Here is a 26221-nt window from a genome sequence, read left to right as displayed (position 1 = left end):
TTTATTTGATTAATGAGGCCTTATTTGTTATAATTGTCTATTATGAAGTATCTTAAACAAATGGAGCGTGGTGTTGTATGTCTAAAAATTGTATATTTAATGATAGGAAAATTTGTGATAATTGCGGGGAATGTGAAGTCTGCGAATTAAATTCCAAGAAAAAGTGTAAAAATTGCGGGAAATGTTTAGAACTCGAAGGCTACGATGTTAAAGCGATAAAAATTGATGAAGTCTTTGAGGCTGAGGAGCTAGAAGATGAGCTAGAAGATGATTTTTATGATAAAAATGAAATTGATTTATCCGAAGCAGAAAAAAGTAATAGTGAAAATGAAATTGATAAACTAACAAATTCAGAGGAGCTAATAAAATCTGAAGAATATGATTCATTTTTAGCAGAGAAAGAACACTCTAATCTAGATAAAGATGAGTATATACCTGAAAATGATGAAGTTTGGGAATATATAGATGATATAGAAGGGGTAAAAGATCTCCTTGAAAATGAAGAGGATAACTCAGAATTACTTCATGAGGAGTTTCCTGGGCTTATAAGACTAAAAAAATAATAATTTTAATCCTTTAATAGAATCTAAAGTATATACTACATAAAATTACTTTTAAAATGGTCCCCAATTTTGAGAAAGTGGGGGCCATTTTAACAATTCTAGTAATATATATTTTTTTTTATTCATCAGAAAGTGGGTTTGATTTAACTGCATTTCTTAATTTATCATTATCTACGTGAGTATATATTTGTGTAGTAGATATATTTTCATGACCTAAAATTTCTTGAAGACTTCTAATATCAACGTTGCCATACTTATACATAAGAGTGGCTGAAGTATGCCTTAATTTATGAGGCGTATATTTATCTTTATTAAGGCCTGCATTTCCTATATGTTTTTTTACAATTCTTTCTACAGTTCTCTTGTTAATTCTTCCATATTTTCCACTGATAAAAAGGGCATCTTTATCTTCAACATGAATTTTTTCATTGTCTGCATTTCTAACAGGTAAATACTCGTAAATTGCCTTCAATGAAGCTTTGTTTAAATATATGGTTCGTTCTTTATTTCCTTTTCCAATAATAGATAAGGTATCACTTTTCATATCAGAGATATTTATACTACAAAGCTCCGATAGTCTGAGACCACAATTCAAAAATAGTGTAATCATACTATGATCTCTGATAGAATGCCTATCTCTAGATGTTGTAGCATCTAGTAGAGACTTGCTTTCATCTAAGGTTAAGAAAACGGGGCTTCGCTTGCCTAATTTGGGTGACTCCAGATCTATTGTGGGGTCTATATTTAGCACTTTGGCTTTAGTGGTTAAATATTTGAATAGGGACTTTATAGCAGCAATTTTTCTTGCTTTCGCATAGTTCCCATTAGCCCTAGACTTTCCAAGATAGGATACGAAGGCATATAAGTCCTGCAGTGTAAGGGTTTTTAAAGTATCTAGAGTTAGGTCATTAATACTAATTTCCTCAATGTGCAAGGCTTTATCTGCGGGTACTAAACCTTTATACATTTTCAAAAACTTTAGTAATAATGATAAGTCTGCAGTGTATGCAACAATAGTAGCTAGAGAAGAGCCTTTAATAGTAGCTAAATAATTAAAATAATCATTTAGAAACTGGGGCAATTCATTGTTATAAATATTATTTATATCAGATTTCATAGGTACCTCCAAAAAACGTAATAATGTCGTGAAACTTACATTTCACGACATTATTATTCTACAAGAGGGGGTCAAAATCCTTCTTTTTTTCAAAAGTAATTTAATTTATTTTTTTTCTTAATTATAAATTTATTTAATTTACAACATAATCTATATTTTTTCAGTTAAAATTATGACTAACATTAAGAAGCTACCAGTTTTAATTACTGATAGCTTCTTATAGCCTAATTTGGCTTCTTTTTAAATGTACCTCTTACTGATATCTATGATTATACGTTTATAGAAGTTTCTACACCTAAAGCGTCTTTGTTCGCTTCTAATATTGGATTTACATATTCCTCAATAAAGTCCACAACTTGACTTGGAGCTCTACCTATAAATTTAATTGGGTCAATTACTGCTAGAATCTCTTCTTTTGACATCTTAAAGCTATCATCCTTTATAATTCTTTCTATAAGATCATTATTTAAGCCTTCTTCTTTAACACGCCTTGCTGCAGCCATAGAATGAACTCTAATGCTTTCATGTAGCTCTTGTCTGTCCCCGCCCCTCTTAACTGCTTCCATAAGAATATTTTCTGTAGCCATAAATGGAAGCTCACTGTTTACATGAGCAGTAATTACTTTTTCATATACTACCATATTTCCTGCTATATTCATATATAGATTTAGTACTCCATCAAGGGCGAGGAATGCCTCAGCTACTGATATTCTCTTATTAGCTGAATCATCTAACGTTCTTTCAAACCATTGTGTTGAAGCTGTTATAGCTGGGTTTAATGCATCAATTATAATATATCTTGCGAGTGAACTAATTCTCTCAGAACGCATAGGATTTCTTTTGTATGCCATTGCAGAGGATCCAATTTGACTCTTTTCAAAAGGCTCTTCTACTTCTTTCATACTTTGAAGTAATCTTAAATCATTACTAAATTTATAAGCGCTTTGAGCTATTTCTGAAAGTGTATTTAATATTATAGAATCTACTTTTCTAGAATAGGTTTGACCAGTTACTGGGTACGTATTTTCAAAACCCATTTTATTTGCTACATATTTATCTAAGTCTTTTACTTTCTTCTCATCATTTTCAAATAAATTCATAAAACTTGCCTGTGTTCCTGTTGTTCCTTTGACTCCTAGCAGTTTAATTTTATCTATTACAAATTCCAAATTTTCCAGGTCCATTATTAATTCTTGAATCCAAAGAGTTGCTCTTTTACCTACAGTAGTTAATTGAGCTGGTTGTAAATGAGTAAAACCCAAAGTAGGCACATCTTTATACTTTGTTGCAAATGTCGAGGATTTACTTATTACATTAATTAGTTTCTTTTTAATTAATAATAATGCTTTTTTCATTACAATTAAATCAGTGTTATCGCCCACATAGCAGCTTGTAGCTCCTAGATGAATAATTCCCTTAGCACTCGGACATTGAACCCCATATGCATATACATGGCTCATTACATCGTGTCTTATTTCTTTTTCCTTTTCTTCCGCTACTTCATAATTAATGTCATCCACAAAAGACCTAAGTTCTTCAACTTGAGCCTGCGTAATATTAATGCCTAGTAACCTTTCACCCTCAGCTAATGCAACCCAAAGCTTTCTCCAAGTTTTAAATTTCATGTCATCTGAAAATAAATAACTCATCTCTTTTGATGCATATCTACTGTTTAACGGTGTATTATAAGAATTTCTCATATTTTGCCTCCATACGTACGTATTAAATTATAAAACAAATTTCATTCATATTATAACATACAATATTGCTAATAGTAATGAAAATGTTCGTATATTTCATTTGTACATTCCGAAATATTTTTTAGTACATAAATTTATCCACCTTGATATTATATACGTTTTAAAGAAATAATTAAATAGTTCTAAAATAAAATATTTCTAATATAATTTAAACAAGTATAACAATTATAATAGTTTGGGGGGAATTATGTATAAACTTAATATGATGGACAAACTTTCATTTATATTTGTATTGGTGGGTGCATTAAACTGGGGACTTTTAGGATTATTGAATTTCAATTTAGTTAGTTTTATCTTTGGATCTGTTCCATTCCTTGCTAGAGCAATATATATTTTAGTAGGATTATCTGCTGTAAATATTATTGTTTTCATATATAGGAATAAAAAAATTTAGCTTCTACTTTTATAATATTATCTGTATTAGCATAATATTTATAGAAAAAATACTCCATAAATTATTATGGAGTATTTTTGATTGCTTTATTCTAAGTATTTATGGCTTAAAATCCGAACTCCATAAAGCCATTGTGTCCATGAGATTGAAATTCATTTAGATTTATAGTGTTATGTTTAGTGAATGTCACCCCTTCGCTTTCAAGAAGTTCCTTTTGTAAATTACGAGACTCATAGTCCACTATGCTTATCTCCCCTTTTGAATTTATAACTCTATGCCAAGGTAGTTTATATTTTTCACTTAAGGTATGAAGCACTCTAACTACCTGCCTAGCCCCTCTGGGGCTTCCAGCCAGGGCTGCAATTTGACCGTATGTCATCACCTTACCTTTAGGAATGTCTCTTATGATTTCTACAACTCGTTCTGTAAAAGGTTCCATTTTAAGCCCCTTCCTACTAATATTATAAAGCTGATTTGGATTATTTGCACTGACTTGCCCACTTTTTACATCGTTCTATTCTCATACCATTATCTCCTTGTTCCTTGTCATATGCAAAACTATTTAATAAATCACAGGGGAAAGTTTCGCATACACCACAATGCAGTAGTTCTTTACTTTCACAACAGGACTTTACAGGGCATTTTTCTCCCCAAAATGGCTTTTCTATATTAACACAACCCATACAACCAGTAGATTCTTTATATTCACATAATGAGCAATCAATACCACATCTTGATTCTATCATTTTAATTCCCCCTCATATTTATCAGAGCTCAGAAATGCCTTCTTTATAGTAAGTAATTATTTCATCATAAACTTCATTAATAGGCTTATTTATACACAGTGCATCTTTGAAGTATCCATCCTCATATAACCTCTTTGCTAAATCAACACCATCACTGCAGTAGGCTCTCCATGAATCAAATATTTCTTCTATTCTGTTATGATTTCTAATGTATTCATAAGAGGCTTGCAAACATATTTGAAATTTTTACTTGATTCATCATAAATCCTATTCCTTCCCCATGCAATAATATTATCTTGTGAATCAACTATAACTGCACCAATTGGAATTGTATTCTTGTTAAATGATTCCCAAGCTAAGCTAAAGGATTCCTTCCAAATATCACTTAAATCAGACCACATTGACATCACCCCCAATATTTTTATTGTAATGTACCATCAATACCTCGTTTAAATCTATAAAATTTACTCATACCCAGAAGTACCAAAATACTAACTGTTAACCCTATATATATTGAATTCATTTTTTCATAGCCTAATAAAATCCATATTAAACTAGCTAACGGCCCCGCTATTATAGAATAGATACCTGCTTCAATTCTTATCTTGTCTCTAAAAAATATTGCTACAACAACAGGAATAAAAATTGGCGTAGCTCTAAAAATCATAGAAAGGAATCCCCAATTAAGTATCATAGAATCACTATTATTTATTACTATTATTAAAGTCATAATTCCAATAAAAACAATAGTTCCTCTCAAGATATAAAGCTGTTTTTTATCTCCTGCATTTTTATTTATACATTGATTATAAATGTCTCTAACAAACATAGTTGCAATTCCTAAAGTGAGGCCTGCGCCTGTTGCTATAGATGAAATCAATACAGTTGCGATGCATACTCCTCCGAAAACAGGGTTTAAATAATTAATAAGAAACAATGGAAAGGCTTCACTTGGAGCAATACTCGGATAATGAATCCTCATATACATGCCAATCATTGTACATACAATTCCAATTGGAAAAACTAAGAATGCTACTAAAAAAGCACTTCTTCTTGATGTTTTAGAATTCTTTCCTGCCATTATAGCTTGAAAATAAGTTTGAGTTGATAATACCCCCACTATTGTAGATATTCCAGAGGCTAAATCCGATGATACTCCACCACTAAACAAATTAAACCAAGGTTCTTGTGGCAATACAGAAGTTATGTCTCTAATTCCATTGAACTTAAATATTAGTAATAAGCCACATATAATACTTGTCCCATATAGAAGAATTGTCTTTACCGCACCCACCATTGTACTTCCCCAAAAGCCCCCAAATACTACGTAGGCTACAAGCAGAGATACAACAATTACTGCGGTTTTAGTAATACTCATACCAAATACTACCGTAAACAAGGCAGTACAGGCTATAATCTGCCCATTAATATGAATAAACATTCCTAGGGACAATAAAATACTTGATGCTGTTCTTGCTTTTTTACCATATGTATTTCCTATTATCTGAGGAATTGTTTCTGTAGATTTTTTATCTACCTGTTTTGAATAAAATAGTCCCAACATTATACTTGCAATAGAAAGTCCAAATATAAACCATACTGCTCCAATCCCTCGATTATATGCCATCTGAGCAGTTCCTACAGTAGATGCCCCACCTATTATTGATCCCATAAGCATACTTGTAACACCCATGACTCCAAGTTTATTTCCACCTGATATAAAATCCTTAGATGTTTTAACCTTTGACTTTGATAAATAACCAATTATTCCAGTTATAAGTAACGTAATAATGATACTAATTATAAGAATTATCTACATCCCCTTTAAATATAATTATAGAGCTATGGAAAACAAGCTTCCAAGACTCTTATATTATATAATCTTATAATATAAGAGTCTTACAGTTTCTATTTCCTTATTATCTATAATTTCACTTTTGTTAAATTTACCCTGTAATATAAAACCTAGCTTTTCCACGCATTTCTGAGAGTTGATATTTTCTGGTTTTACTGTTGCACGCATTCTTTTATAAGTTCCCTCTAACTTAATGAATTCAATTAAATTATTTACTACTGTATATATTATACCACGTCCCCAATAGTCTTCATTTAGCGCATATCCAATTGATAGAGTACTTGGATCCTCTTTTTCTAGAAACCTGATAATTCCAATAAGTTTTTGAGAACATTCTTCACAAATGCCTAGATATATGTTATTTCCCTCTTTCATTCGCTGCTTTATTAATTGTATAAACTCCTCTGTATCTTTTATAGAACAGTGAGTTTTTCGTACAACATACTTTGCTATTTTCTTATTACTATATATTTGAAAAAGATCTTTTTTGTCATCATTGCTTATATATCTAATTAAATATTTATCAGATACTTTAATTGGCAATTGATTTTGGAATATATTTAACATGGCATTCTCCTTATATGATTTTTTTAGATTTTACTTTCATGTTTACCGACACTTACCCTTTCCATTTGAACTATAGCTTCAATTCACAGAATACACCATAATGATCGCTTGGAGTTATTTCGTTGACTCTTTCATTCCCTATAACTCTGTATTCTACTAAATGAGGATATGCTTTAGGATATGGATTCATTAGTAATATCCAATCAAATCTTCCAGGGACATCAAGTGCATACTCATCGTCCCATCTAGGATTATTATAAAAATCTAAAGTTACATCTTTATTATAGTTTGTTCTAACCGAATAACTATCATATAAATCAATAAATGAGGTGCTATGCCCTAGTAATGACTGACCACCAATAAGATAGTTATGTACTGAAGAATTTGGATAAGTATTAAAATCTCCAACTATAAACTCATAATCATTTATTTCATTATCTTCGATTCTTTTTATTATTTTTACTATCTCAAATTCTCTATTCAATGCCCTTTTATAGTCTAAGTGAATATTTGTAATGCCAATCTTTTTATTACATACTTCTATGGATACATTTATCACTCCACTATTATGGAAATCTATGTTATTACTCCAATTATTCCAATTAAACGTTATTGGGTATTTAGAAATGATGGCTAATCCTTCTTCACAATCTGGATACGCTTGCCAACAATAATGTTTTAAGCTACTTTTTGAAGCAATAAATTTGACAGCCTCTTCACTTCTGACTTCCTGAAGAGCTATTATATCTAACTTAAACTCTATAATAACTTTTATTAACAGTTCTAACCTAGAGTTAAAATCCTTATCATTGTTCCATATGTTGTAGGTTGATATTTTCATATTATCCCTCGTCTTTCCACTGAGCATTCCGTGATGATTGTCAAATAGCCCATTATTGTTATGCTTTTCTTATCTCTATTTACACTTTTTTACACCTTTAGCCAATAAAAACTCCCCATTATCAACCATTGTTCTTGTACAATATGCTTTTTCCTCTAATCTTAATATAGTCTTCCACGCGGTTTCATCTTTTTCTAACATCTCAGTAGCTTTTCTAAATCCACTAGTTATACATGGGCTTCCCCCTAAAATTATATTTCCTACTCCTGCAGCCTTTAATAAGTCCTCAAGCTCCTGTGCATAAAAGAAATGTCTTGGAGGATGATTTACCATTTCATGCTTTGGTAAATCTCCTGTATTAACTACTTGATCTATAAACCAATAATCGGGATTTCCAAAGAAAGATGTATAATCAAAATCTTCTCTCCCCAATTGTGTTCTTATTACTCCCCATTTGCTGTTAACACTAACAAGTATATTGCCTCCAGTTTTCGTAACTCTAACAAGCTCATTAATAGCCTTTTCCTTATTTTCTAGTAAATAATTTAATGGTGCTCCATAACATACTACGGTATCAAATTTATTATCTTCTATCATTGATAAATCTCTTAAATCTGCTAATATAACATCATCCAGGTTAGATTCAAGATTTTCTTCTATTAATTTACTTTCAGCCAGTCTTAATTGTTCACTAGAAATATCTAAAAGTGTAACTTTACTTCCAGATTTGGCTATTTCAATGCTAAATCTTCCTGCTCCACATCCAGCATCCAATACAGTTTTACCTTGTCCAATATGTTCTTTTAAAAAATGCATGTGTAGGTAATAATTAATTCTATCATATGCTGATAAATTAAGTCTTTCCCATTCCCTTACTCCATAATTATTATAAAACTCACTAATTTCTTTTGGATTATACATAGGTTTATGCCCCCTTTACAATTAAAATAATGATAATAAAATAATGGTCTATGAAATTTAAAAATTGTTTTAAAATTTATTTAAATTCTGTTGATTCTCTTGGTAATACTTTAATTTTTTGTATATATTTCGTAACATTCATATCATCTTTTATAGGGTAAGTAAATTGGAGCTTTTCAGCTAAATTTTTACCTATTTTTTGTATGAATTCACCTGCATGAAAAAGTGATTGCCACATTTCATCATAATTAACAGTTGGATACAGGGTTATAAATTCATTATACATATCTTCTGACAAGAGATTTTTGAACCATTTGCAATATTTCCCTACATTTATATTCCAATTATATTCTTCGCCAATATACCATGATAAAAGCTTTTGTATACAATCTATCAGAATAACATCAAAAGTATATTTAGCAAAAGGCAATTCATCTCTCCATAGCGATTTTGCTACATAAGTTTGAATCCACCATGCATTATTGAGTACACTATTAAACTCACTTTCAGTTGGTTTTTGTACATAGTGTATACTATCATTTGGTAAAGGTAATTCAATTCTCCTATTTTCTTTATCAAGTAGTATTTTACTTAGTGTATCTTTTCTAGCTTCAGTAGCTATTCTATCGATGTTTTCAAATCTAAGGTCTATTCTAATTCCATCTTTGAATTGCATTAGAAAAATATATGAACCATTTTCAAAATCGTTTTGTTGCAAAATAACTAGTTCACCAAATCTACTAATCCACTCTCTGTTTGTTTTATAACTTGAATCTTCCAAACTTCTTATAAAAAACACCACATCATAATCTTGCATAATATCTTTAGGTGCTTTGGAATTTAGCCTTGAACCATTAAGCATAACAGCCCTTACTCTATCTTCACTATGTGCAAAATCTAATATTTGTTCTATTACCTCATTTTCTTGTCTCATATACATAATCCCCCTCCCGCTAGAATATAAGTAAATTGGTATTATTACTATCCTTTATATACAAAATTGCATCATACATCTCTTTAAGTTCATAAAAATTTGTTTCTTTTTTATTATCTATATTTATTCTTTTATTGCAGAGTTAATAGAACCTTTTATACGCATTTTATATATTGTAAATCCTTTAACTTTTTCCAACATTAATAATTCGTGTTGCACCATCATGTATGAAACCCATTCTTTCATAAAACTTCCTTGCACGTGCATTATCTTCAAGTACCCAAAGGGTTATCCTCCTTCATTATTATGTGTGAGAAGTCATTGGAAATAATGCTTCATTAAAGGAAGTATTTTTAGTTATTACAAATGTTTCATCTTCTCTTTCCTTAAAAGTTTTTAACACGGCATATTTATTAATTTCAGGTACAAAATGAAATTCAATTTTTTTATCATTCGGTATTACAATTTTTTCTACAATACTATCTAAATCAATAGGTTTTAGACTTAATACATCATATAGATGTAAACATCCATCTTCCCTTCTTGTAATTACTATAGCATCTTCATCTTCTAAGTAGTATATATCATCTTTATATTCATACATACAGTAAATATGTAAAGGCCAAATATCATTGATGACTCCAAACTTTTGACAAACAGGTTGTCTATCTTTTGCAATTCTTAATATGGTTTTGTAATCATTTTTATCATCGCCTCTAAGTCTCTTTATCAAGCTTTCTTTTCTATTTACCTGATTTGTATCTAGTTCATAAGCACATTCAATAACTTTCTTAAATCCAAACTTTGGGTAAAAGTTTAAAACACTATCATTAGCAAAAAGATAAATAATATCGTACTCACTTTCATATTTATCTATAATATATTTAATAAGTGATGCAGATAATCCTTTGTTTCTATGGTTAAGATGTGTCATCACAGTCCCTAACTGCAAGGCTTTTTTCTTTTGTCCTTCTATAAGTAAATTCATCTTATTTATGGATACGTTAGCAACTACCTCATCTTCATAAATATAGGAGAAACAAAGATACCTATTATAATAAAGATTCTTTTGGTACCAACTCTCAAAATCAATTTTAAAAGTATTCATTGCTAATTTATTAAAGCTTATTCTATACTTATCTTCATTCATATAATTACTTATCATTATATAATTGCTCATAATTTATCCCCCCTTTGCTTTAGTATTAAATTTAGTTTAACTACTTTAATCAAAAATTCAAATCATCTATTTTATTCACATGTTTTTCAACAACCTTGCATGCATTTATAAATGACGCCTCTTCAAATGGAGATATAATATTGCAGCTTTCAATTAATTCAACAAATGACTTACTTCCTCCAAGTTCACATAACTGCACGTATTCCTCCCATGCTTTAGTTCTATCTTCTTCTGCTCTATTAAATAACTGTATTGCGCATAGCTGAGCTAGATTATAATTAATTGAATAAAAAGGACGTCTGAAAATTTGTATTTGCAAATGCCATGCGTTGCCTTCTTCTAAATAAGAATTACTGTCATAGTCTTTTAATGGAAAGTATTTCTTCTCTAGATCTCTCCACATTTTTTTTCTTTCTTCAATTATCATATTAGGGTTTAAATATACAATATGTTGAAACTCATCAACACAAGCTCTACGTGGCATAGCGAGTATTGCTTCCTCTAAAAAAGCAAACCTACATTTATCTGCATCTTCTCCAAAAATTATATCCATCCATGGTAATGTTAAATACTCCATAGTCATGGAATGAATTTCAGCGGCTTCCTTTGTTGGTATAAGGTATTCTGGTATATCATTTCTAATACCTTTATACATTTGAAAGGCATGGCCAAATTCATGCATTAATATCCTAATATCGTTCTGTGTTCCGTTTAAGTTCGCAAAAATATATGGTATTCTAGGAGAGCTTAAAAATGTGGTATATGCACCACTAGCCTTATTTTTATTAGTAATTAAATCCATATATTTATTACTATCTAAGTAATCAAATAAGCTTTTGGCATCCTTAGATAACTCCTGCAGTATCTTGCCTGATTTCTCTTTAATCCACTCAGCATTTCCTTTCGGTATCACATTTTCACAATTATATTTAAAAGGCTCATCATAATGCTTAAGTGAATCAAGTTTTAACCTTTTTCGCTGTCTCTCCAATAAATTCATAGATATAGGAACTATGTATTTTACTATATTTTCTCTAAATTGTTTTATGATATCTTCGTTATAATCAGTTCTTTCTAGTCTTGCATAGCCAAGTTCTATAAAATTCTTGTATCCTAGTTTCTTTGCTATTTGAGTTCTAACCCTAACTAAGGAATCAAAAATATTATCTAAATCAGTCTCACGACTTTTCATAAACTTGAATTCCTCTTCGCTTGCACTTTTTCTCATGTCTCTATCTTTAAATGATAAATATGCCTCTATTTCATCTAAGTTTAGTTCCTGATTGTTAAAACTAATTCTTGCTGATGAAATCACCTTAATATATTCATTTTCTAATTTTTGTTCTTCACTTAAGTCTTCTATTATTTCAGTACTAAAAGTTTTATTTGCTACTGCTGCAATATTAAAAAGCTTTTTACCATACACATTTTCTAAATCTGCTTTGTATTTTGATTCTATAAGAACTTTATAATATTTTGATACTATCCCTTGATAACCCATCCATATTTTTTGTATGTGTTCTTGTTCTTCTTTATATTCTTCATCATTTATATTAATCATATACCTGGTATCAGCCACAGTTATACCTGTTAATAATTCGTTTCTTAAAACATTAATACTTTCAATTATTTTAGCTTGTTCATTAAAAGATTTCGCTAATATAAACTCTTTTAAGTATTCGTCCATTTGCTCTTCAAATCTCTCAATATTGGGTCTTTTGTAAATAATTTGTTCAAAGTTCATAGCTTATGCCCCCCATATCTGTATTTTAAAATTCTTTAAAAAGATTATTGAATAAAACCTTTATCTGCGAATCAACTTCGAACCTTTTGCAAAATTCATTAAAGATGCATTGTATATCATCTTCAAAGCTGCCATTAAATTTCAAATTATTAATATTTAAAGCGTCAAGATTATCTTTAATTTCTGATAAAAAATTATATGCTCTATCAGTTTTATTAGATAGATACTTAATAATCCCTTTATGTAGTAATCTTAATATCCTATACCAAATAGGTCTATTGGGCATATAATCTGATGTGACTCTTCTTCTAATAACTGGTTCGACACTAACTATATAGTTTTTATCGTATTTTAAAAGAACTTTGCTGTTTATCAAATCTTCTTGCGATATTGTATCCCTTATATCTAAATCCACGGAGATATTATCTGGATAGACCAAAATTAATATTCCTTTAGGGTTTTCTGTAAAATTAGTCATTATAGGTCTGTCATAAAGAGTAATTATTTCATCAACTTCATTCCTTGTAATATTCCCCAAAATTATCAAATCAATATCAGAGTATTTTGTTGCTACACCCTTTGCTAAAGAACCTTTCAATATCATTGAAATCTGATTTTTCTCACAGAACTTATAAACAGATTCTATATAATTTTTATGATTTAATGATGGATAATTCATATGAAACTCCCCCTAAGCCGGAATAGATAAATTATAATGCATTGTTAGTTGAACCCCGATAACCGTTATCATTGCAATATTCAGCATTTGTTTCTGTTGCACACTCATGAACAGTTTTAAAAACTTTCTGGAATGAGTCTCTGAAATAATTTGTTAAAATTATTATTGAAAAATTCTCCTCAGGCAATTTTATCATGATGTTGGTAAATCCACCTAGCTGGCCTGCATGAAACACTACTTTTTTATTATCCTTCTCTAAGGTAAACCAACCAAATCCATATATACATGGTGCGCCATTATTAAGCTTCTCTCTTAAAAACATTGTTTCTATTGTTTCTTTCGTGAAAATATTTTCATTATCAAAAGCTTGCACCCATAATATTAAATCATCCATGCAAGAATATATTCCTCCATCACCTGTTGTTAATACATAATAATCATAGCAGTAATATTTATCCTCTATCTGCTCATAACCGTAGGCTCTATTTGGGATTAGTGGTTTATTCTCAGTAAAAACATAGGTGTTTTTCATGCCTAATGGTAGAAAAAAGTTTTCTTTTAAGAAATCTGAAAAAGACTTACCACTGATTTTTTCTATTAACAAAGCTAATAAAACATATCCACTATTTGAATATTCAACTTTATCTCCAACAGGAAAGTTTAGTGAAGTTTCTTTCAATATAAAATTGTAAACATCCCTATTAGTTATTTGATTTATATTTTGTTTGTTTTCAAAATAACTATTAAAATAGTCCTTTAAACCTGATGTATGCTTAACTAAGTTTATAATTTTTATATCTTCACAGTAATCTGGCAATTCAGTAAAATATTTTCGAATCTTATCTGACAAATCTAACTTTCCTTTTTCATGTAACAGCATTATCCCTGCAGCAGTAAAACTCTTTGAAAGTGAAGCTAGATAAAAAGCTGTTTTACAAGTGATTTCGATTTTATTTTCTAAGTTTCCAAGTCCATGTGACTTTTTATAAATGCACTCTCCATCCTTTATCAATGCCAATGATATACCAGGTGCTAATCCTTCTCTCTTGATATAATCATCTAATAATTCTTTGATTTTACTCATTTAATTTCCCTCCCCAATAAATCTAATTTGCTGCAATGCTTCTCCTTTTGAATCTTCCATACAATTTTTTATTTATCAATATTTTCAACCCATCCACACCACTTAAAATCTTTATAAAAATCAACTTCAATGATTCCACAATATGGAATGTCGTTATGATATTTAAACTGTCTCATTACGATACCATGGGTTACCACAATTATTTTTTCATAGTTTAAATACTTTTCTAAACCTTTAAAAGATCTACTTGCAACTACACTAATTTTTTCCCATTTTTTTGTATCGTCATCAGCATATTCACCTCTACAACAAGTGCATTCCTCACTGGCAATTTTAACTTCCTCATTAGATATATTGTTAAATGTTAAATCTGGTACCCACTCATGAATGTCAACCTCAATACTTATATCAAGTGACCTTTCTTTAGAAATGATTGCTGCCGTCTGTAATGCTCTTGTATACGGTGAGGATACAATAATGCTTGCTCCCTCTAATCTTTTATCTTTAGAAGCAGCCATTGCTTGTTCTATTCCTATAGGCGTAAGCTGAGCCAAATCTATACCATGGCCCTTGAAATTTCGCTCTGTTACTAAACTATAGTCAGGTTCCCCATGTCGTATGAGTATAAGTTTTGTCACTGTACTTCCCCCCCTCTTTACTCTAAGTAATATAAGAAAATATAAAATTAGAATTATTAATGTTCCTTAGCCTTCTCTAATTTTGTGCTTATAGTTCTTTACATTATCTTTTTAGGAATGTTTCCGATATTTTTCATATATTTTTATAAATGCATTTTGTTCATTCTCTAATTTCATTTCATTTTTAATAATTCTTACACATTCTTCAGTTGAATTTTCATATGTATTTACCTCTAAATCATAAATATCATTAAAATTCATATTGCTTAATTGTCCTTTTGCCTGTCCTATGTTCCTATCTCCACGTTCTAATTCTCTCCTTTCAAGTTCATGTAAAGGACAATTTACTTTTACAAACGTAACAGGCATATCATATAATAATTCTACACATTCTTTTAACCAATTTTCATGATGATTTTCAATAACTGTATCAACTATTACATTTTCTCCATTTTTACATAAAGCCAAAACAAAATTATGCATTATAGCGGCAACTAAGTTTTCAGTATTCGCAGAGTCATTATCAAAGTATTTTTCATGTAACATATCGCAGAATGTATCAAGTTGGACATGATAAAACTTCTCCGCTGAAACTTCTTGTATTTTTATTGCTAATGAACTTTTTCCAGAACTTGATGTGCCATTTAAAAATATGATTTTTCCTTTTTCCATTTTAAACCTCTACTTTCTATTTGTCCCCCAATGTAATTGTACAAATTGCATCCCTGTATTCTTTAGTAGTTATTAGTTTTGTACATCTTATGTCACAAGACCTGCAGACTACATATTAACAAGCCCACCAATCCACTGATAACAATCTTCAAGCTCTATATCACTTATTAAGTCAGACTTATGTTCAAATAACACCTTATAATTATCATTCTCCTCATTCATAACCTTAAAGTAAGGTTCCATATCTCCCCATCCATCTTCTACCTTCAGAGATTTAAGCGCCGGGTAATGCCCATTTGAATCAACCTTAGCATTCCACAAGTGTACCAAATGTGTATATCTTCCAAATTTTCTAATTATATCTTGGCCTCTAAAATTATCATCAATACAATCTTGTATGTGTATTCTACCAAAATCAAGGCATAATTTTATATTTGAGTATTCATCTAATAAACCTTCAAGCAAATTTGTTCCATATACATATCTATTCAATCCATCCAATTCTAAAACTGGGATAAAATTATATTTTTTACCTTGCTCAGATAATATTTTGAAAAAAACTCTACTTCTCTCTTCAAAATACTTATATGATATCTCTGATTCATAATAATGTTCAGTATCATCATAGAATCTCCAGGATGACCAATCAACATTTTCATCTAAAATAACAGGCTTTGGGTAATGAAGCAAAATATAATCCGGATTAAATTCCTCTGCTCTTGCAAACTCACTGTTCATGTAGTTTATTGATTCTTCATAAGTCTTATTATCTTTAGATAGATATTGAGGATCTCTAGCTCTCCATTGATCTTTTAACAGTGGAAAATGAATGCCTATTTTTAAATTTCTATTATTAATATTCTCTTTCAATATTTGCAATTCACCAAGTGACTCCATTTGAGTAACTTCAACTCCAAAAAAATCTTCTCTAAAATCTCTATTCTGCTTTTTAATATCGAATCTTTCAAATTGACCAATCATAAATCTTTTCATATTATCCCCCTTATGAAATGGCTGGTAAGTATTATACGTCTATCCTTCCGAAGGCCGAGGCCCTTATACATAACTTTATAAATCTTGAAATTCAAATCTTACTATTCTATGCTTTGTTATAAATCCTGCTTTCTCAAGTGTTTTCTTTGATGCATAATTATAATAATCACATCCACATACAGGCACTAAATCTTTACTAATACAATGTTCCTTTAGTTTAGAAATAATATAGGTACCTACACCTTTATTCTGGTGCTCTTTTGAAACAACCATTCCTATATCATAATAACTTAAACTTCCAACAATCTTCTGACATATACCTGCCCCCAATAAATTATCATTAGAATACAGTGTGAAAACTTCTTGCCTATAGATATTACTTTCTAACTCTAGAAAAAAATCTTCACTGATTTCTGTGATTTTTTTCACATCTTCTTGCTCTGCAATCTCAAAATGTAAATTGTCATATATACTCAAAGAACAATTAACATTATTAAAATCTCTAAACAAATATCCTGTACAACTGCTATTTTTCTTAAAATCTAAACATAAAGCCATCAACAAATGATCAAATGATTTAGCCTCTGCGGAAGCAAAATAGTGTTTTTCTATTAAGAACTTAAATATATATTGAGATTGCATCATCTCTTTTTTTTCTAAATAAAATTCAACTAGCACTTTTTCTTGATTTACAAAAAAATATCCTACTAAATTATTATTCAAATAAATTTGATAACAACTAGACTTTCTAACCATATCTTCTATATAGAATTCTTGTGAATATGATAAGTCATTTATATATTTTCCTCTTAGCTCATCAATTTTTTTTATTGATTCAACCAATTTTACTGCTAACATATATTCCTTCCTTTCATTATTAACATCACTATCTACTCCATTATCGTAGAAGATTTATAATAAGGTTATATTTGATAACAATGCTATTTTTTCAACTACACCTTGTATAGATAAATCTTCTGTATCTATATGTTGTTTAAACGTTTCGTTACTAAATCCTTTTATACAACTATCTATCTGTTGTGCGGCCCATGAATTTTTCCCTTCACCACGGCCTCTTAGCCGTTTAAGTAAGGTTTCCTTTGAAGCACATAACACAAAATGATTTATCAAAAATCCATCATTCCTTAATTGAACAACAATTTCGTTAAAGTACTGCGGATTGCTTATGGTCATTGGGACTATTATTGTACCCTTATATTTATTTGCAATATATTTTAGCATAGAATAATTAAACTCACGCCACATTGTGTAATTTTGAAAATCTCCACTGTTTAATTGTTTTGGTATGTTTTTTCTTATAAAAAGTCCTATATTTTCCGGATCATATATAAATGAATTTGGAATTCGCCTATGCAATTCATAAGCACTTTGAGTTTTTCCTGAACCAAATGCTCCATTAATCCAAATTATCATAATTGTTACCCCGCTCCATTTATTTTACTATTATGTTCTAACTCTCGATTGGGTTTTTAGGTCCTTTAAGCTCTAATTGATAAAAAGCAAGATTGAGCCATTTGCCAAATTTATACCCAGCTTTATTTATAGTACCCGAATACTTGAATCCTATCTTTTCATGCATTTGTATACTTTTTTCATTAGCTTCATCAATTCCAGCCACCAGGGTTGCGAATTCTCTTTCATTAGCAATTCGTATTATCCCTTTAGCTAGTAGCATTCCTATCCCTTTGTTTCTGTACCTTTTATGAACATAAATAGAGTGTTCAACAGAGTACTTATAAGCAGGCCATGCTCTAAATGGTCCAAATGTTGCAAATCCAACAACCTTGTTATTTTCGGCATACACCAATATGGGGTATCCCTCTTGCTTCTTTTTTTCATACCAGTGTTCTCTGTCGTGAATAGTGTGAGCCTTGTAATCATAGACTGAGGTTGTATTCAAAATGGCATCATTATAAATTTCTAAAATATCCATTAAATCATTTTCGATTGCTTCCCTTATCATTTTTATACCCCTTTCACAATAAAAAGTTGTATCATATTCATTTGTAATCATTATAAATATTTTCATATCCCCTATAAATGATTTTTATAAGGAGTTAGTACCGTTTTCCGAATTCTTTTCTTGCTTGCTCTGTATTACTTTTGATAAAGGATGATTTTGCAATTGTGTAACTATCCCTATCAAATTCATATTTTTCTTTCAATTGTAATTTTAATTCTTCATATCATTTTGCAATTAACATGTGATTAATAGCATTTCGATGATTTGAACCATGTTGGAATAAAGGTTTTAAAATCCTTATAATATTCCATCATATTATTTGAATTAGTAAGCATTACATTAACTTCTTTTTCACCAAATGGTATCGCCCAAGAAATTGAAGAAAGAGCGTTTGAACCCATATATAATGCTAACAATTTGAAAAAATCATTTGGAACATTGCCACTAAAGTAACCCTCTATTTGACCTATAGTAAATGGTATGCTTACACTATGTGAAAATGAAATTCTATTAAATTCTTCCCAAGGGTCTCCGAAACCATATCTATTAAAATCTATAACACCTATTTTATTATTTTTATTAACGAGCAAATTTCCAACATGGTAATCGCCATGCTGAATAGATTGTTTTCTTGAATTCAATAAATCTCTATTGTCTAATATGTATTTTATTATTTTTTCTCCATTTGGGATTTTTATATAGCAATTATTGTAATTGTTTATATTTCTGTCTATCTTTCTATTAAAAGTTTCACTCCAGTTCGGGAATCCTTCTGGTGCTGGAATGGAATGAATTTTAGCTAGAATTTCACCACTCTCTACCCCTAATCCATATTGTTCTTCTTTCGTAAGAGTCGGTAATACTTTTTCAGCATCATCACCATGAACCCATGAGAGTAATGAGAAAACTTTGCTATTATTTCCGCACACTCCAAATTTTAAAGGCATACTCATATTTATATTTAATTCTGAAATCTTACCTAAATTTTCGTATTCTCTACTTTTCTTTTCTAATTCAGAAATATCGGATACTCTCAGTAAAAATTCTTGTCCATATTTATCCTGAATATAATATTTTTTATCATTTGACCAACCTTTTTCTATTTCAGAAACTATACTCCATTGAGAATACCCACTAACATCTTCAAAAATATTCATAGTTACCTCCAAATTAGTTATAAATAATGATTCCTTATTTAACTATTATCTTTAGATATTGTACCTCAACATATGCTTTGCATCATACTCCATCAACCAGCAATCTTTCAATTCACCTTCATGCAATTCATGATTAGGGAGTAGTTTAACTTTTATAAATCCACTTTTTTCATAACATTTAATTGCTCTTTGATTCCATGATTGCGGGTCTAGTATTATCTTTTTTGCTCCTTTTACTGTTATTAAAAAATTAATCATTGATTCCATTAACACTTTGCCTATTCCTTGTCCCCAATATTTAGTTTCTCCAATAAATTGGTCTGTGCCAAATATAGTATCTTGAAAAGTTACATATCCATACTTTTCCCGATCTTCTTCACTGATAGGATAAAATTGTATATATCCAATTGGTGTTTGAAAATACTCGATTATGCATCTTGTTTCATAAATATCCTCACTATAAAATTTTTCTTCTACCATATTTTCATTATGTGGATTTCCCCTTCCCTCATAATATTGAAGAACTTGGTTGTCAGAAAGCCACTTAACTATTAAGTGTTTATCATCACGTTCTAAACTACGAATAGTTAATTCGCCATCTTTGCAAAATATCATTAGGTTACTCCCTTCTCTGTTAGAATAATTTTAAAATCCACTGATAGATTATTTTAATTCAGTTCCACCCCATTCAACAACTGCAAATCCTTTTCTAACGAATTGGTTAAGCTTTTGTTCTTCTATCTTAATGGATTTATTTAATGGCTTAAAAACCATCATTATTCTTAATATAGAATCTGGATTTGGAGTTATCTTAAGCTTTGCTATATCTTCATAATCTTTTCCAGCAAAAGTTATAAGATTGTATTTATTATCTTTCATAACAGGAAGCCAATATACTATAAATTCGTTATATTCTTTTGGTGTTAATCCCAAATACTCAAGTTTTTCTTGAAGAAATTTTTCTGTTTCAGTTCCTGCAACTACAAAGCCCTTTGACATATCCCACTTATTATTAGAAACTCCTTCCCAATACAAATATGAGTATTCTCTGTTATCAGCGAGATTAGTTAATGTGCCATCTTGCCTAGCGTTTACTTTCCATCCATCTTTATATTCTGGGTATGTGCAAGTAAGTTCACCTTTATACTCTAATTTTACACTTACGGTCTGCTGTGAAGTTGGATACAAATAAATCACCGGTTTTTTCACCTTAGCCTCAGGTGGTACACAACCAGTTAATAATATCAATATAAATGACAAAACTAGAATAAGGATCTTTGATTTTGATGGTATCATTATTAACCCTCCTCAACTTTTATTATTTAGATACAATTCAAATAATCGGCAATAAGTGTTGCTTGTAGTTCCCTAATCTCTTCTTTGAAGTGAACATGATCTGAATAAATATCAATGCCTAAATTCTTAGTGAAGCTATACATATCTATACAAGGTATATTATTCTGCTCCATTATTTCTTTTGCAGCAATATCGTAAGCATGAATATCTTTACTATATCTTAAAACCCCTTCTTCTCTAGAATTATGAATCTGATCTATAACCGGTGTTAATCCAACCCATATAGTCCTATTTGCCATAGATTTTGATATTTCAATTATCTTAGTTAAATTCATCTTGTAATCTTCCAATTTAACCTGAATTTTATTTGAAGCTCTATCTACTCGAGCATCGTGTAAGCCACAATTGATAAGCAATATATCGTATTTTGTATTTTTTATATATTCCGCTGTTAAATACTCCATAACCATTCCACTATCTCTTGCATTAGCTCCAATAGGTTTGTCCAAATCTGTTAACGCTTGTTCTATACCCCTTTTTCTATCATAATTAAACTTATGATTTATAAGTTTCTTAAGATATGGGCCATAATGTATTGACACACTATCCCCTATCACAAATATTTTTTGTTTCTTCATTTCTATTTCCTCCTGTTATTTTTTGCTGTTTCATGTATTCTAATTTCTATTCATTTTAATTAGTTGTATATATTGAGTATCTCCTAGCCCATATTCGGGAAATGTTATTAATAAATCTGTTAGTAAGCTATTGAATTGTAAATCTTCATGTTGCTTGATATATGTTGTGATTTCATTTTCCTCTTTTAAATATTCAAGATAAAGCCTAATTCCATTTTTCATTATAGATAAATTGATATTTTCAGGCATACATCTATTAATTATGACTTGTTTATATATTTCATCGTACCCTTGTACACCAAATTCAAAACAGTCAATTATTTTAAACTCTCGATTTACTAAATTGAATGTTATTTTGTTTTTATAATTAAGTTGATCTAAATAAGCAAGGATTGTGAGAAGATTAATTTGACAAAACATATCATCATCAAACCATAAGAAAATACGCGTAAATTGATTTTTAAAAAGTGTTTGTAAAGGCTTAAGAGTTAATTGATTATATTGCTCTATTGTTACATGATGGGCTTCACAACGGCATGCGTTAAATTGATTGGAGAAGATATCAGGCTGAGCTTCACCAACGCACATTGCTTCGTTAAAAGGCACATAAACGCCATTTTTATCAAAATGATTCTGTTTAAAGTAATCAAACATCACCTGTCCATTCAAGATGTTAAGTATATTTTCCTCAGACATAATAGCACTACCTCTCTTTTACATAAACAATATTATCATAATTATTGATATCCATACGTTATAAGAAATCTGATTCCATCACAACTTATCTTTAGTAAATTCCATAATATAATCTTTAAGCTGTGAACCACATCTAGTTAGTTCACCCATTACTATCTCTACGCCATTCTTTGTAGTAAACCATTTGTCCCTGTTTATTCCTTGTACTTCAGTTGAACAAATAATTATTTCTGTATCTGGATATGCCCACTGGTAGTACATATAGCAACGTCTTGCGTGGAAAGATTTACAACATATTATTGCTTTTTTTATATGTAAATTTAGTTTATCAGTAATCTCACGAGATTTGACTGCATTTTCATATGTGAACTGCGCATTATCTTCTCTTAAAATTGTATTTTCATCAACACCATTTTTAATTAGAACATCTTTTAAGAAATCCCATTCCGTATTATATGTACCACTATATATTTCTGATTTCGATAATGGTTTGGGAAAGTATCCACGTTTAATACTATATTTACCTGATGGAAGAATAAGTGGCGCATATTCATTAATCCAAAGTTCTGCTGCTCTTTCTGCTAATTCAAGATAAGATCCTCCAGGTATAAAGATAATATCTGCTTTTTCAGGATTGCTCTCAAGAAAAATAAAATTCGTAATATCATCAATTGTTTTCATATTATCCCCCTATAAATTGTGTGCTGTTGCTCACGTTCTAAAATTCAAGATAGCTTTTATCTTTTGTTTTGGATGATGACTTTGCCATTGCGCAAGTATCAACCTATATATAGATTATAACCCATAAATTTACACAATTCTATATAAAAAAGTCCACCAGCTAAGGTGGATGAAAATGTATTATATTTTAATTACCTAAACTTTCAGTGCATCTTTTCATAAAGCCTAATATGCTTATTGTAAGTACAATTGATATTACTAAAATCGCAATAATATAAAGTACGCCTAATAGAGGTATGAAAATCAATATAAATGAACATACTGATGCAATCTGTAATAGCTTATATTGGTTCCATTTCTCTTCAGACTCTTTAACTAAATCAGTTTGTTCTCGTTTTTTCGCCATATCATTAATTCCCATAAATAAATTATATACAACTAATAGATTCAACACAAAGGAAGCGATTGCAATTGGTATACTAAATATCCCTAGTAGACCTAAATTAATACCTCCACTTTGTGCAGGGGCTTGATAAATTGATAATATGGACAATATTATCATGGGCATATTGTATTTTGCAGCTATGCTAAAATACTTGCTATTTGAAATAAGCTGGCTAAAGCCGGAAGCAAAAAATAAATAACCCACTATATCAGGTAAAATATCAAATCCTTGAATTCTAAAACTCAGCATTATAAATAGAAATCCCCAATACAATTTATTAAATCCACTTTCATTCATGCAATTCCCCCCTTGTATAATGTTGAATTAATTTATATTTTTTCACTATCATCTTAAGTAAATGAAAATTGAATGCATTGTTATTTTTACTTGAGCAATATATACCTATGTTCTTATCATATGTCACTTCTGCTTTTTAAGGAACTTCTTATTTAAAAGTTTTTAATCCTAATAAATACTCAACTACGGTATTTAAAATCGCTTGCTTTTTATTCTAATGCTAAAGAAAATTCTATAATTGAAATCCATCCTAATATTTTCTTGCCTTCATCAAAAACAAAGAATAGCAAACTTTTTCGTCCTTAACAATTTTATCATCGTAAAAGAAAGTATTTGATTCTATATCTTTAAAATCAGAATTAATTAAAATAGTTTTTAGTTCATTTTGATTAAAGCCATTATGACCATCAAATTCTGGATATCCCTTATGGAAGCTGCCATCTTCTTCATCCAAATCTACTATACACAAATAGCCATCTTTATTAAGCAATTGGTGAAAATTGTTTATTATAGCTTTAATATCATTAATATGATGCAATACCATAGAAGTATAAATCACATCAAATTTCATACCTAAAGAATTTTTAATAGATATATCTAAATGATGAGTAACCATGTTAGTTACTCCGTATTTATTGATTTTAGAATTAAGTATTTCTATCATTCCTTTTGATGAATCTATAAGTGTAATACTTTTAAATTTATCATAAAGGTTAAAGCTTATAAGACCTGTTCCACAACCAAATTCCATTGCAGAATAATTTTCATTAATCTCAATTGAATCTCCTATTTCATTTGAGATTACCTTTGCTCTATTAATTCTTTTATCAGTATCCCAGGTTTTAGCATAATTATCAAAACTCATTGGTAAGTTGCCTCCTAAACGATTTCTTTATTAATAGTCCACCAAGTATATTATCTATTATTTTTGTGGCACTATAAATAAAGTTGTCCATTTCTTCCTCTATTAAATAAATAAAATTATCTTTAGTTTCACTATTTTCTCCTAAATAAAATTCATTAATATATTTTACTTGTGCTTCAAAGGCTCCTGCTGGAAAATAATCTAGATAATCTGGGACTTTGGTTATATTTTTAAATAGTGTATTAAATATACTCTGTGGATTATTTTGTAAATATATAAAATCAAGCCCATACCAATCTTTTTTTATGGTCCAAATAAAATTTTGATCCTTTTCTAATCCCTCTTTATATAAAAATTCCCTCTTCTTCTGATCAAATAGTTTAGACCATTCAATATCAGTCAATAAATGTACAAAATACCCTATTTTAAAAGAGAATAGCTCATTACTTTCTCCTATTACGTTATTATTTAAATACTTATCAAAAAAACTTTGAGCATTAATTTTCTTATCTTGCCCCTCCCAATGTGTAATTTTTTTTGGAGGATTAAAATTACTCCAATCTTCATTAGGTACACCAGAATCCGGTCCAATGTTTCCTACTAAAAAAGGGGTTGGCTCAAAATTATATCCTTTTTTCAAAATCTTTTCTGCTACTCTTAGATGTGCAATCCAGGTTGCCATTTAAATCACCTCATTTTAAAATTTTTTTAAAAAACTTTTGTTATATTAGATGTTTTTTTATAATATGATTAATCGGTGACTAGTGTTTATTCATACATTCAGCCTTAAGCATTACAACTGAAAAGCTCTTGAAGATGATCTTCTGTTAATGAGATTAACTCATAATCTTCATTGGACTCTAAAAGTTTACTATTCATAATTTTCTCCTATAAATTCCACAAAATTATTATTCAATAATCTTTACATAGCGATATTCTTTTAATTTTTTTCCAATAGTAATTTCTTTAACAGTACCGTCATGATTAAATCCTATTTTTTCATAAAATTTTCGCGCAGGTGTGTTTTCTTCAAGAACCCAAAGAGTAATTTTTTTATAATTTCTATTTCTTAATTCATTTAATCCCCAGTATATTAATTTAGAACCTATACCTTTATTAAAATACTCTGGTAATAAATATATACCCCATATTTCACCATAAGAATTATCCTTATCCTCATCTCTACATTTACCAATACATATTAGCCCTACCCCTATATTCTCTTTAAAGATTATAGCATCTTCCTCCCAACCTTCTGATAATGCCTTTTCAAAATATCTTTGTCTTTTTTCTGAAGACATATTATTTAATATATCTTCAGGAACAATACCTTTATAGGCTACTTTCCACGATTTCGAATGAATTTCTCCTAATATTCTAGCATCATCTACATTTGCATAATGAATTTTATACATATACTTACTCCTTTTTGCTATGCATTCTACATATTTAATGTCTACTTAAATTAAGAACT

The 26221-nt window shown here is 29.7% G+C and carries 33 protein-coding genes; 2 read left to right on the top strand and 31 right to left on the bottom strand.

All coding sequences use genetic code 11. The annotated features are described in order from the left end of the window. Nucleotides 1-77 precede the first annotated feature (77 nt). Nucleotides 78-563, top strand: coding sequence for a hypothetical protein (locus G9F72_RS14190; RefSeq protein ID WP_164955307.1), 486 nt, complete (start codon nt 78-80; stop codon nt 561-563). Nucleotides 564-681: 118 nt separating this feature from the next. Here the strand turns inward: G9F72_RS14190 and G9F72_RS14185 are convergent, their stop codons facing one another. Both G9F72_RS14185 and purB read right to left on the bottom strand, forming a co-directional pair. Further along, on the bottom strand, nt 682-1680 hold the full coding sequence (locus G9F72_RS14185; RefSeq protein WP_164955306.1) for a tyrosine recombinase XerC: 999 nt from the start codon (nt 1678-1680) through the stop codon (nt 682-684). Nucleotides 1681-1949: 269 nt separating this feature from the next. Next, the gene (gene purB / locus G9F72_RS14180) at nt 1950-3380 is read right to left on the bottom strand and encodes an adenylosuccinate lyase (RefSeq protein WP_164955305.1); all 1431 of its coding nucleotides are present in this window, start codon (nt 3378-3380) and stop codon (nt 1950-1952) included. Between the two features lie 247 nt (nt 3381-3627). Here purB and G9F72_RS14175 point away from each other — a divergent pair, with 247 nt between their 5' ends. After that, nucleotides 3628-3834, top strand: coding sequence for a DUF378 domain-containing protein (locus tag G9F72_RS14175; protein WP_164955304.1), 207 nt, complete (start codon nt 3628-3630; stop codon nt 3832-3834). Nucleotides 3835-3940: 106 nt separating this feature from the next. Here the strand turns inward: G9F72_RS14175 and G9F72_RS14170 are convergent, their stop codons facing one another. The 29 genes from G9F72_RS14170 to G9F72_RS14035 form a co-directional block, all read right to left on the bottom strand. Then, nucleotides 3941-4273, bottom strand: a complete 333-nt coding sequence (locus tag G9F72_RS14170; protein ID WP_164955303.1) for an MGMT family protein — start codon at nt 4271-4273, stop codon at nt 3941-3943. Nucleotides 4274-4313: 40 nt separating this feature from the next. After that, on the bottom strand, nt 4314-4580 hold the full coding sequence (locus G9F72_RS14165) for a DUF3795 domain-containing protein (protein ID WP_164955302.1): 267 nt from the start codon (nt 4578-4580) through the stop codon (nt 4314-4316). Between the two features lie 188 nt (nt 4581-4768). After that, complete coding sequence (locus G9F72_RS14160; protein ID WP_164955301.1) at nt 4769-4981, bottom strand: hypothetical protein; 213 nt, start codon at nt 4979-4981, stop codon at nt 4769-4771. Nucleotides 4982-5001: 20 nt separating this feature from the next. Beyond that, nucleotides 5002-6345, bottom strand: a complete 1344-nt coding sequence (locus G9F72_RS14155) for a sodium:solute symporter family protein (protein ID WP_318010981.1) — start codon at nt 6343-6345, stop codon at nt 5002-5004. A gap of 108 nt (nt 6346-6453) precedes the next feature. Further along, nucleotides 6454-7002: a GNAT family N-acetyltransferase gene (locus G9F72_RS14150; protein ID WP_164955300.1), complete on the bottom strand. Its 549-nt coding sequence runs from the start codon at nt 7000-7002 to the stop codon at nt 6454-6456. 70 nt (nt 7003-7072) lie between these two features. Beyond that, a complete protein-coding gene (locus tag G9F72_RS14145; protein ID WP_164955299.1) occupies nt 7073-7843 on the bottom strand; it encodes an endonuclease/exonuclease/phosphatase family protein in 771 nt (256 codons plus the stop codon). Between the two features lie 75 nt (nt 7844-7918). Then, nucleotides 7919-8764: a class I SAM-dependent methyltransferase gene (locus tag G9F72_RS14140; RefSeq protein ID WP_164955298.1), complete on the bottom strand. Its 846-nt coding sequence runs from the start codon at nt 8762-8764 to the stop codon at nt 7919-7921. A gap of 76 nt (nt 8765-8840) precedes the next feature. Continuing rightward, a complete protein-coding gene (locus G9F72_RS14135) occupies nt 8841-9698 on the bottom strand; it encodes an aminoglycoside 6-adenylyltransferase (protein WP_164956041.1) in 858 nt (285 codons plus the stop codon). Nucleotides 9699-9882: 184 nt separating this feature from the next. Beyond that, nucleotides 9883-9990 (bottom strand): hypothetical protein, encoded by a 108-nt coding sequence (locus G9F72_RS27635; protein ID WP_411955956.1) that lies wholly within the window; start codon nt 9988-9990, stop codon nt 9883-9885. A 12-nt stretch (nt 9991-10002) separates the two neighbouring features. Beyond that, entirely contained in the window at nt 10003-10878 is an 876-nt protein-coding gene (locus tag G9F72_RS14130) for a GNAT family N-acetyltransferase (protein ID WP_164955297.1), read from the bottom strand. Between the two features lie 49 nt (nt 10879-10927). Continuing rightward, nucleotides 10928-12622 (bottom strand): M3 family oligoendopeptidase, encoded by a 1695-nt coding sequence (locus G9F72_RS14125; protein ID WP_164955296.1) that lies wholly within the window; start codon nt 12620-12622, stop codon nt 10928-10930. A 25-nt stretch (nt 12623-12647) separates the two neighbouring features. Then, nucleotides 12648-13301 carry a nucleotidyltransferase domain-containing protein gene (locus G9F72_RS14120; protein WP_164955295.1) on the bottom strand — a complete coding sequence of 218 codons (654 nt, stop codon included), beginning with the start codon at nt 13299-13301 and terminating at the stop codon, nt 12648-12650. Nucleotides 13302-13332: 31 nt separating this feature from the next. Beyond that, nucleotides 13333-14385 (bottom strand): serine hydrolase domain-containing protein, encoded by a 1053-nt coding sequence (locus G9F72_RS14115; protein ID WP_164955294.1) that lies wholly within the window; start codon nt 14383-14385, stop codon nt 13333-13335. Nucleotides 14386-14453: 68 nt separating this feature from the next. Then, the gene (locus G9F72_RS14110; protein WP_164955293.1) at nt 14454-15023 is read right to left on the bottom strand and encodes a histidine phosphatase family protein; all 570 of its coding nucleotides are present in this window, start codon (nt 15021-15023) and stop codon (nt 14454-14456) included. 111 nt (nt 15024-15134) lie between these two features. After that, nucleotides 15135-15695: a chloramphenicol phosphotransferase CPT family protein gene (locus G9F72_RS14105; protein ID WP_164955292.1), complete on the bottom strand. Its 561-nt coding sequence runs from the start codon at nt 15693-15695 to the stop codon at nt 15135-15137. A 108-nt stretch (nt 15696-15803) separates the two neighbouring features. Next, nucleotides 15804-16688 carry a TIM barrel protein gene (locus G9F72_RS14100; protein WP_164955291.1) on the bottom strand — a complete coding sequence of 295 codons (885 nt, stop codon included), beginning with the start codon at nt 16686-16688 and terminating at the stop codon, nt 15804-15806. A 75-nt stretch (nt 16689-16763) separates the two neighbouring features. Continuing rightward, complete coding sequence (locus tag G9F72_RS14095) at nt 16764-17546, bottom strand: GNAT family N-acetyltransferase (RefSeq protein WP_164955290.1); 783 nt, start codon at nt 17544-17546, stop codon at nt 16764-16766. Nucleotides 17547-17600: 54 nt separating this feature from the next. Then, entirely contained in the window at nt 17601-18122 is a 522-nt protein-coding gene (locus G9F72_RS14090) for an AAA family ATPase (RefSeq protein WP_164955289.1), read from the bottom strand. 37 nt (nt 18123-18159) lie between these two features. After that, entirely contained in the window at nt 18160-18738 is a 579-nt protein-coding gene (locus tag G9F72_RS14085) for a GNAT family N-acetyltransferase (protein ID WP_224676133.1), read from the bottom strand. A gap of 179 nt (nt 18739-18917) precedes the next feature. Next, entirely contained in the window at nt 18918-19829 is a 912-nt protein-coding gene (locus tag G9F72_RS14080; protein ID WP_164955288.1) for an aminoglycoside phosphotransferase family protein, read from the bottom strand. A gap of 51 nt (nt 19830-19880) precedes the next feature. Next, nucleotides 19881-20444, bottom strand: a complete 564-nt coding sequence (locus G9F72_RS14075) for a GNAT family N-acetyltransferase (RefSeq protein ID WP_164955287.1) — start codon at nt 20442-20444, stop codon at nt 19881-19883. Nucleotides 20445-20492: 48 nt separating this feature from the next. Beyond that, complete coding sequence (locus G9F72_RS14070; protein WP_164955286.1) at nt 20493-21125, bottom strand: hypothetical protein; 633 nt, start codon at nt 21123-21125, stop codon at nt 20493-20495. Between the two features lie 26 nt (nt 21126-21151). Then, nucleotides 21152-21763, bottom strand: a complete 612-nt coding sequence (locus G9F72_RS14065; protein ID WP_164955285.1) for an SGNH/GDSL hydrolase family protein — start codon at nt 21761-21763, stop codon at nt 21152-21154. Between the two features lie 39 nt (nt 21764-21802). Further along, nucleotides 21803-22459 (bottom strand): AraC family transcriptional regulator, encoded by a 657-nt coding sequence (locus G9F72_RS14060; RefSeq protein WP_164955284.1) that lies wholly within the window; start codon nt 22457-22459, stop codon nt 21803-21805. Between the two features lie 78 nt (nt 22460-22537). Then, nucleotides 22538-23140, bottom strand: coding sequence for a YdcF family protein (locus G9F72_RS14055; RefSeq protein ID WP_164955283.1), 603 nt, complete (start codon nt 23138-23140; stop codon nt 22538-22540). A gap of 187 nt (nt 23141-23327) precedes the next feature. Continuing rightward, nucleotides 23328-23882, bottom strand: a complete 555-nt coding sequence (locus G9F72_RS14050; protein WP_164955282.1) for a hypothetical protein — start codon at nt 23880-23882, stop codon at nt 23328-23330. A 250-nt stretch (nt 23883-24132) separates the two neighbouring features. Next, nucleotides 24133-24747, bottom strand: coding sequence for a class I SAM-dependent methyltransferase (locus tag G9F72_RS14045; protein WP_164955281.1), 615 nt, complete (start codon nt 24745-24747; stop codon nt 24133-24135). After that, entirely contained in the window at nt 24737-25429 is a 693-nt protein-coding gene (locus G9F72_RS14040) for a zinc dependent phospholipase C family protein (RefSeq protein ID WP_164955280.1), read from the bottom strand. The genes G9F72_RS14045 and G9F72_RS14040 overlap by 11 nt, the downstream gene beginning before the upstream one ends. Nucleotides 25430-25655: 226 nt before the next feature. Further along, nucleotides 25656-26162, bottom strand: a complete 507-nt coding sequence (locus G9F72_RS14035; protein ID WP_164955279.1) for a GNAT family N-acetyltransferase — start codon at nt 26160-26162, stop codon at nt 25656-25658. Nucleotides 26163-26221 lie beyond the last annotated feature (59 nt).

It is taken from the genome of Clostridium estertheticum, assembly GCF_011065935.2.
In the GTDB taxonomy this organism is placed as follows: Bacteria; Bacillota; Clostridia; order Clostridiales; family Clostridiaceae; genus Clostridium_AD; species Clostridium_AD estertheticum_A.
Note: the sequence above shows the minus strand (reverse complement) of the source record. Positions and strands in the feature narration are given on the sequence as shown.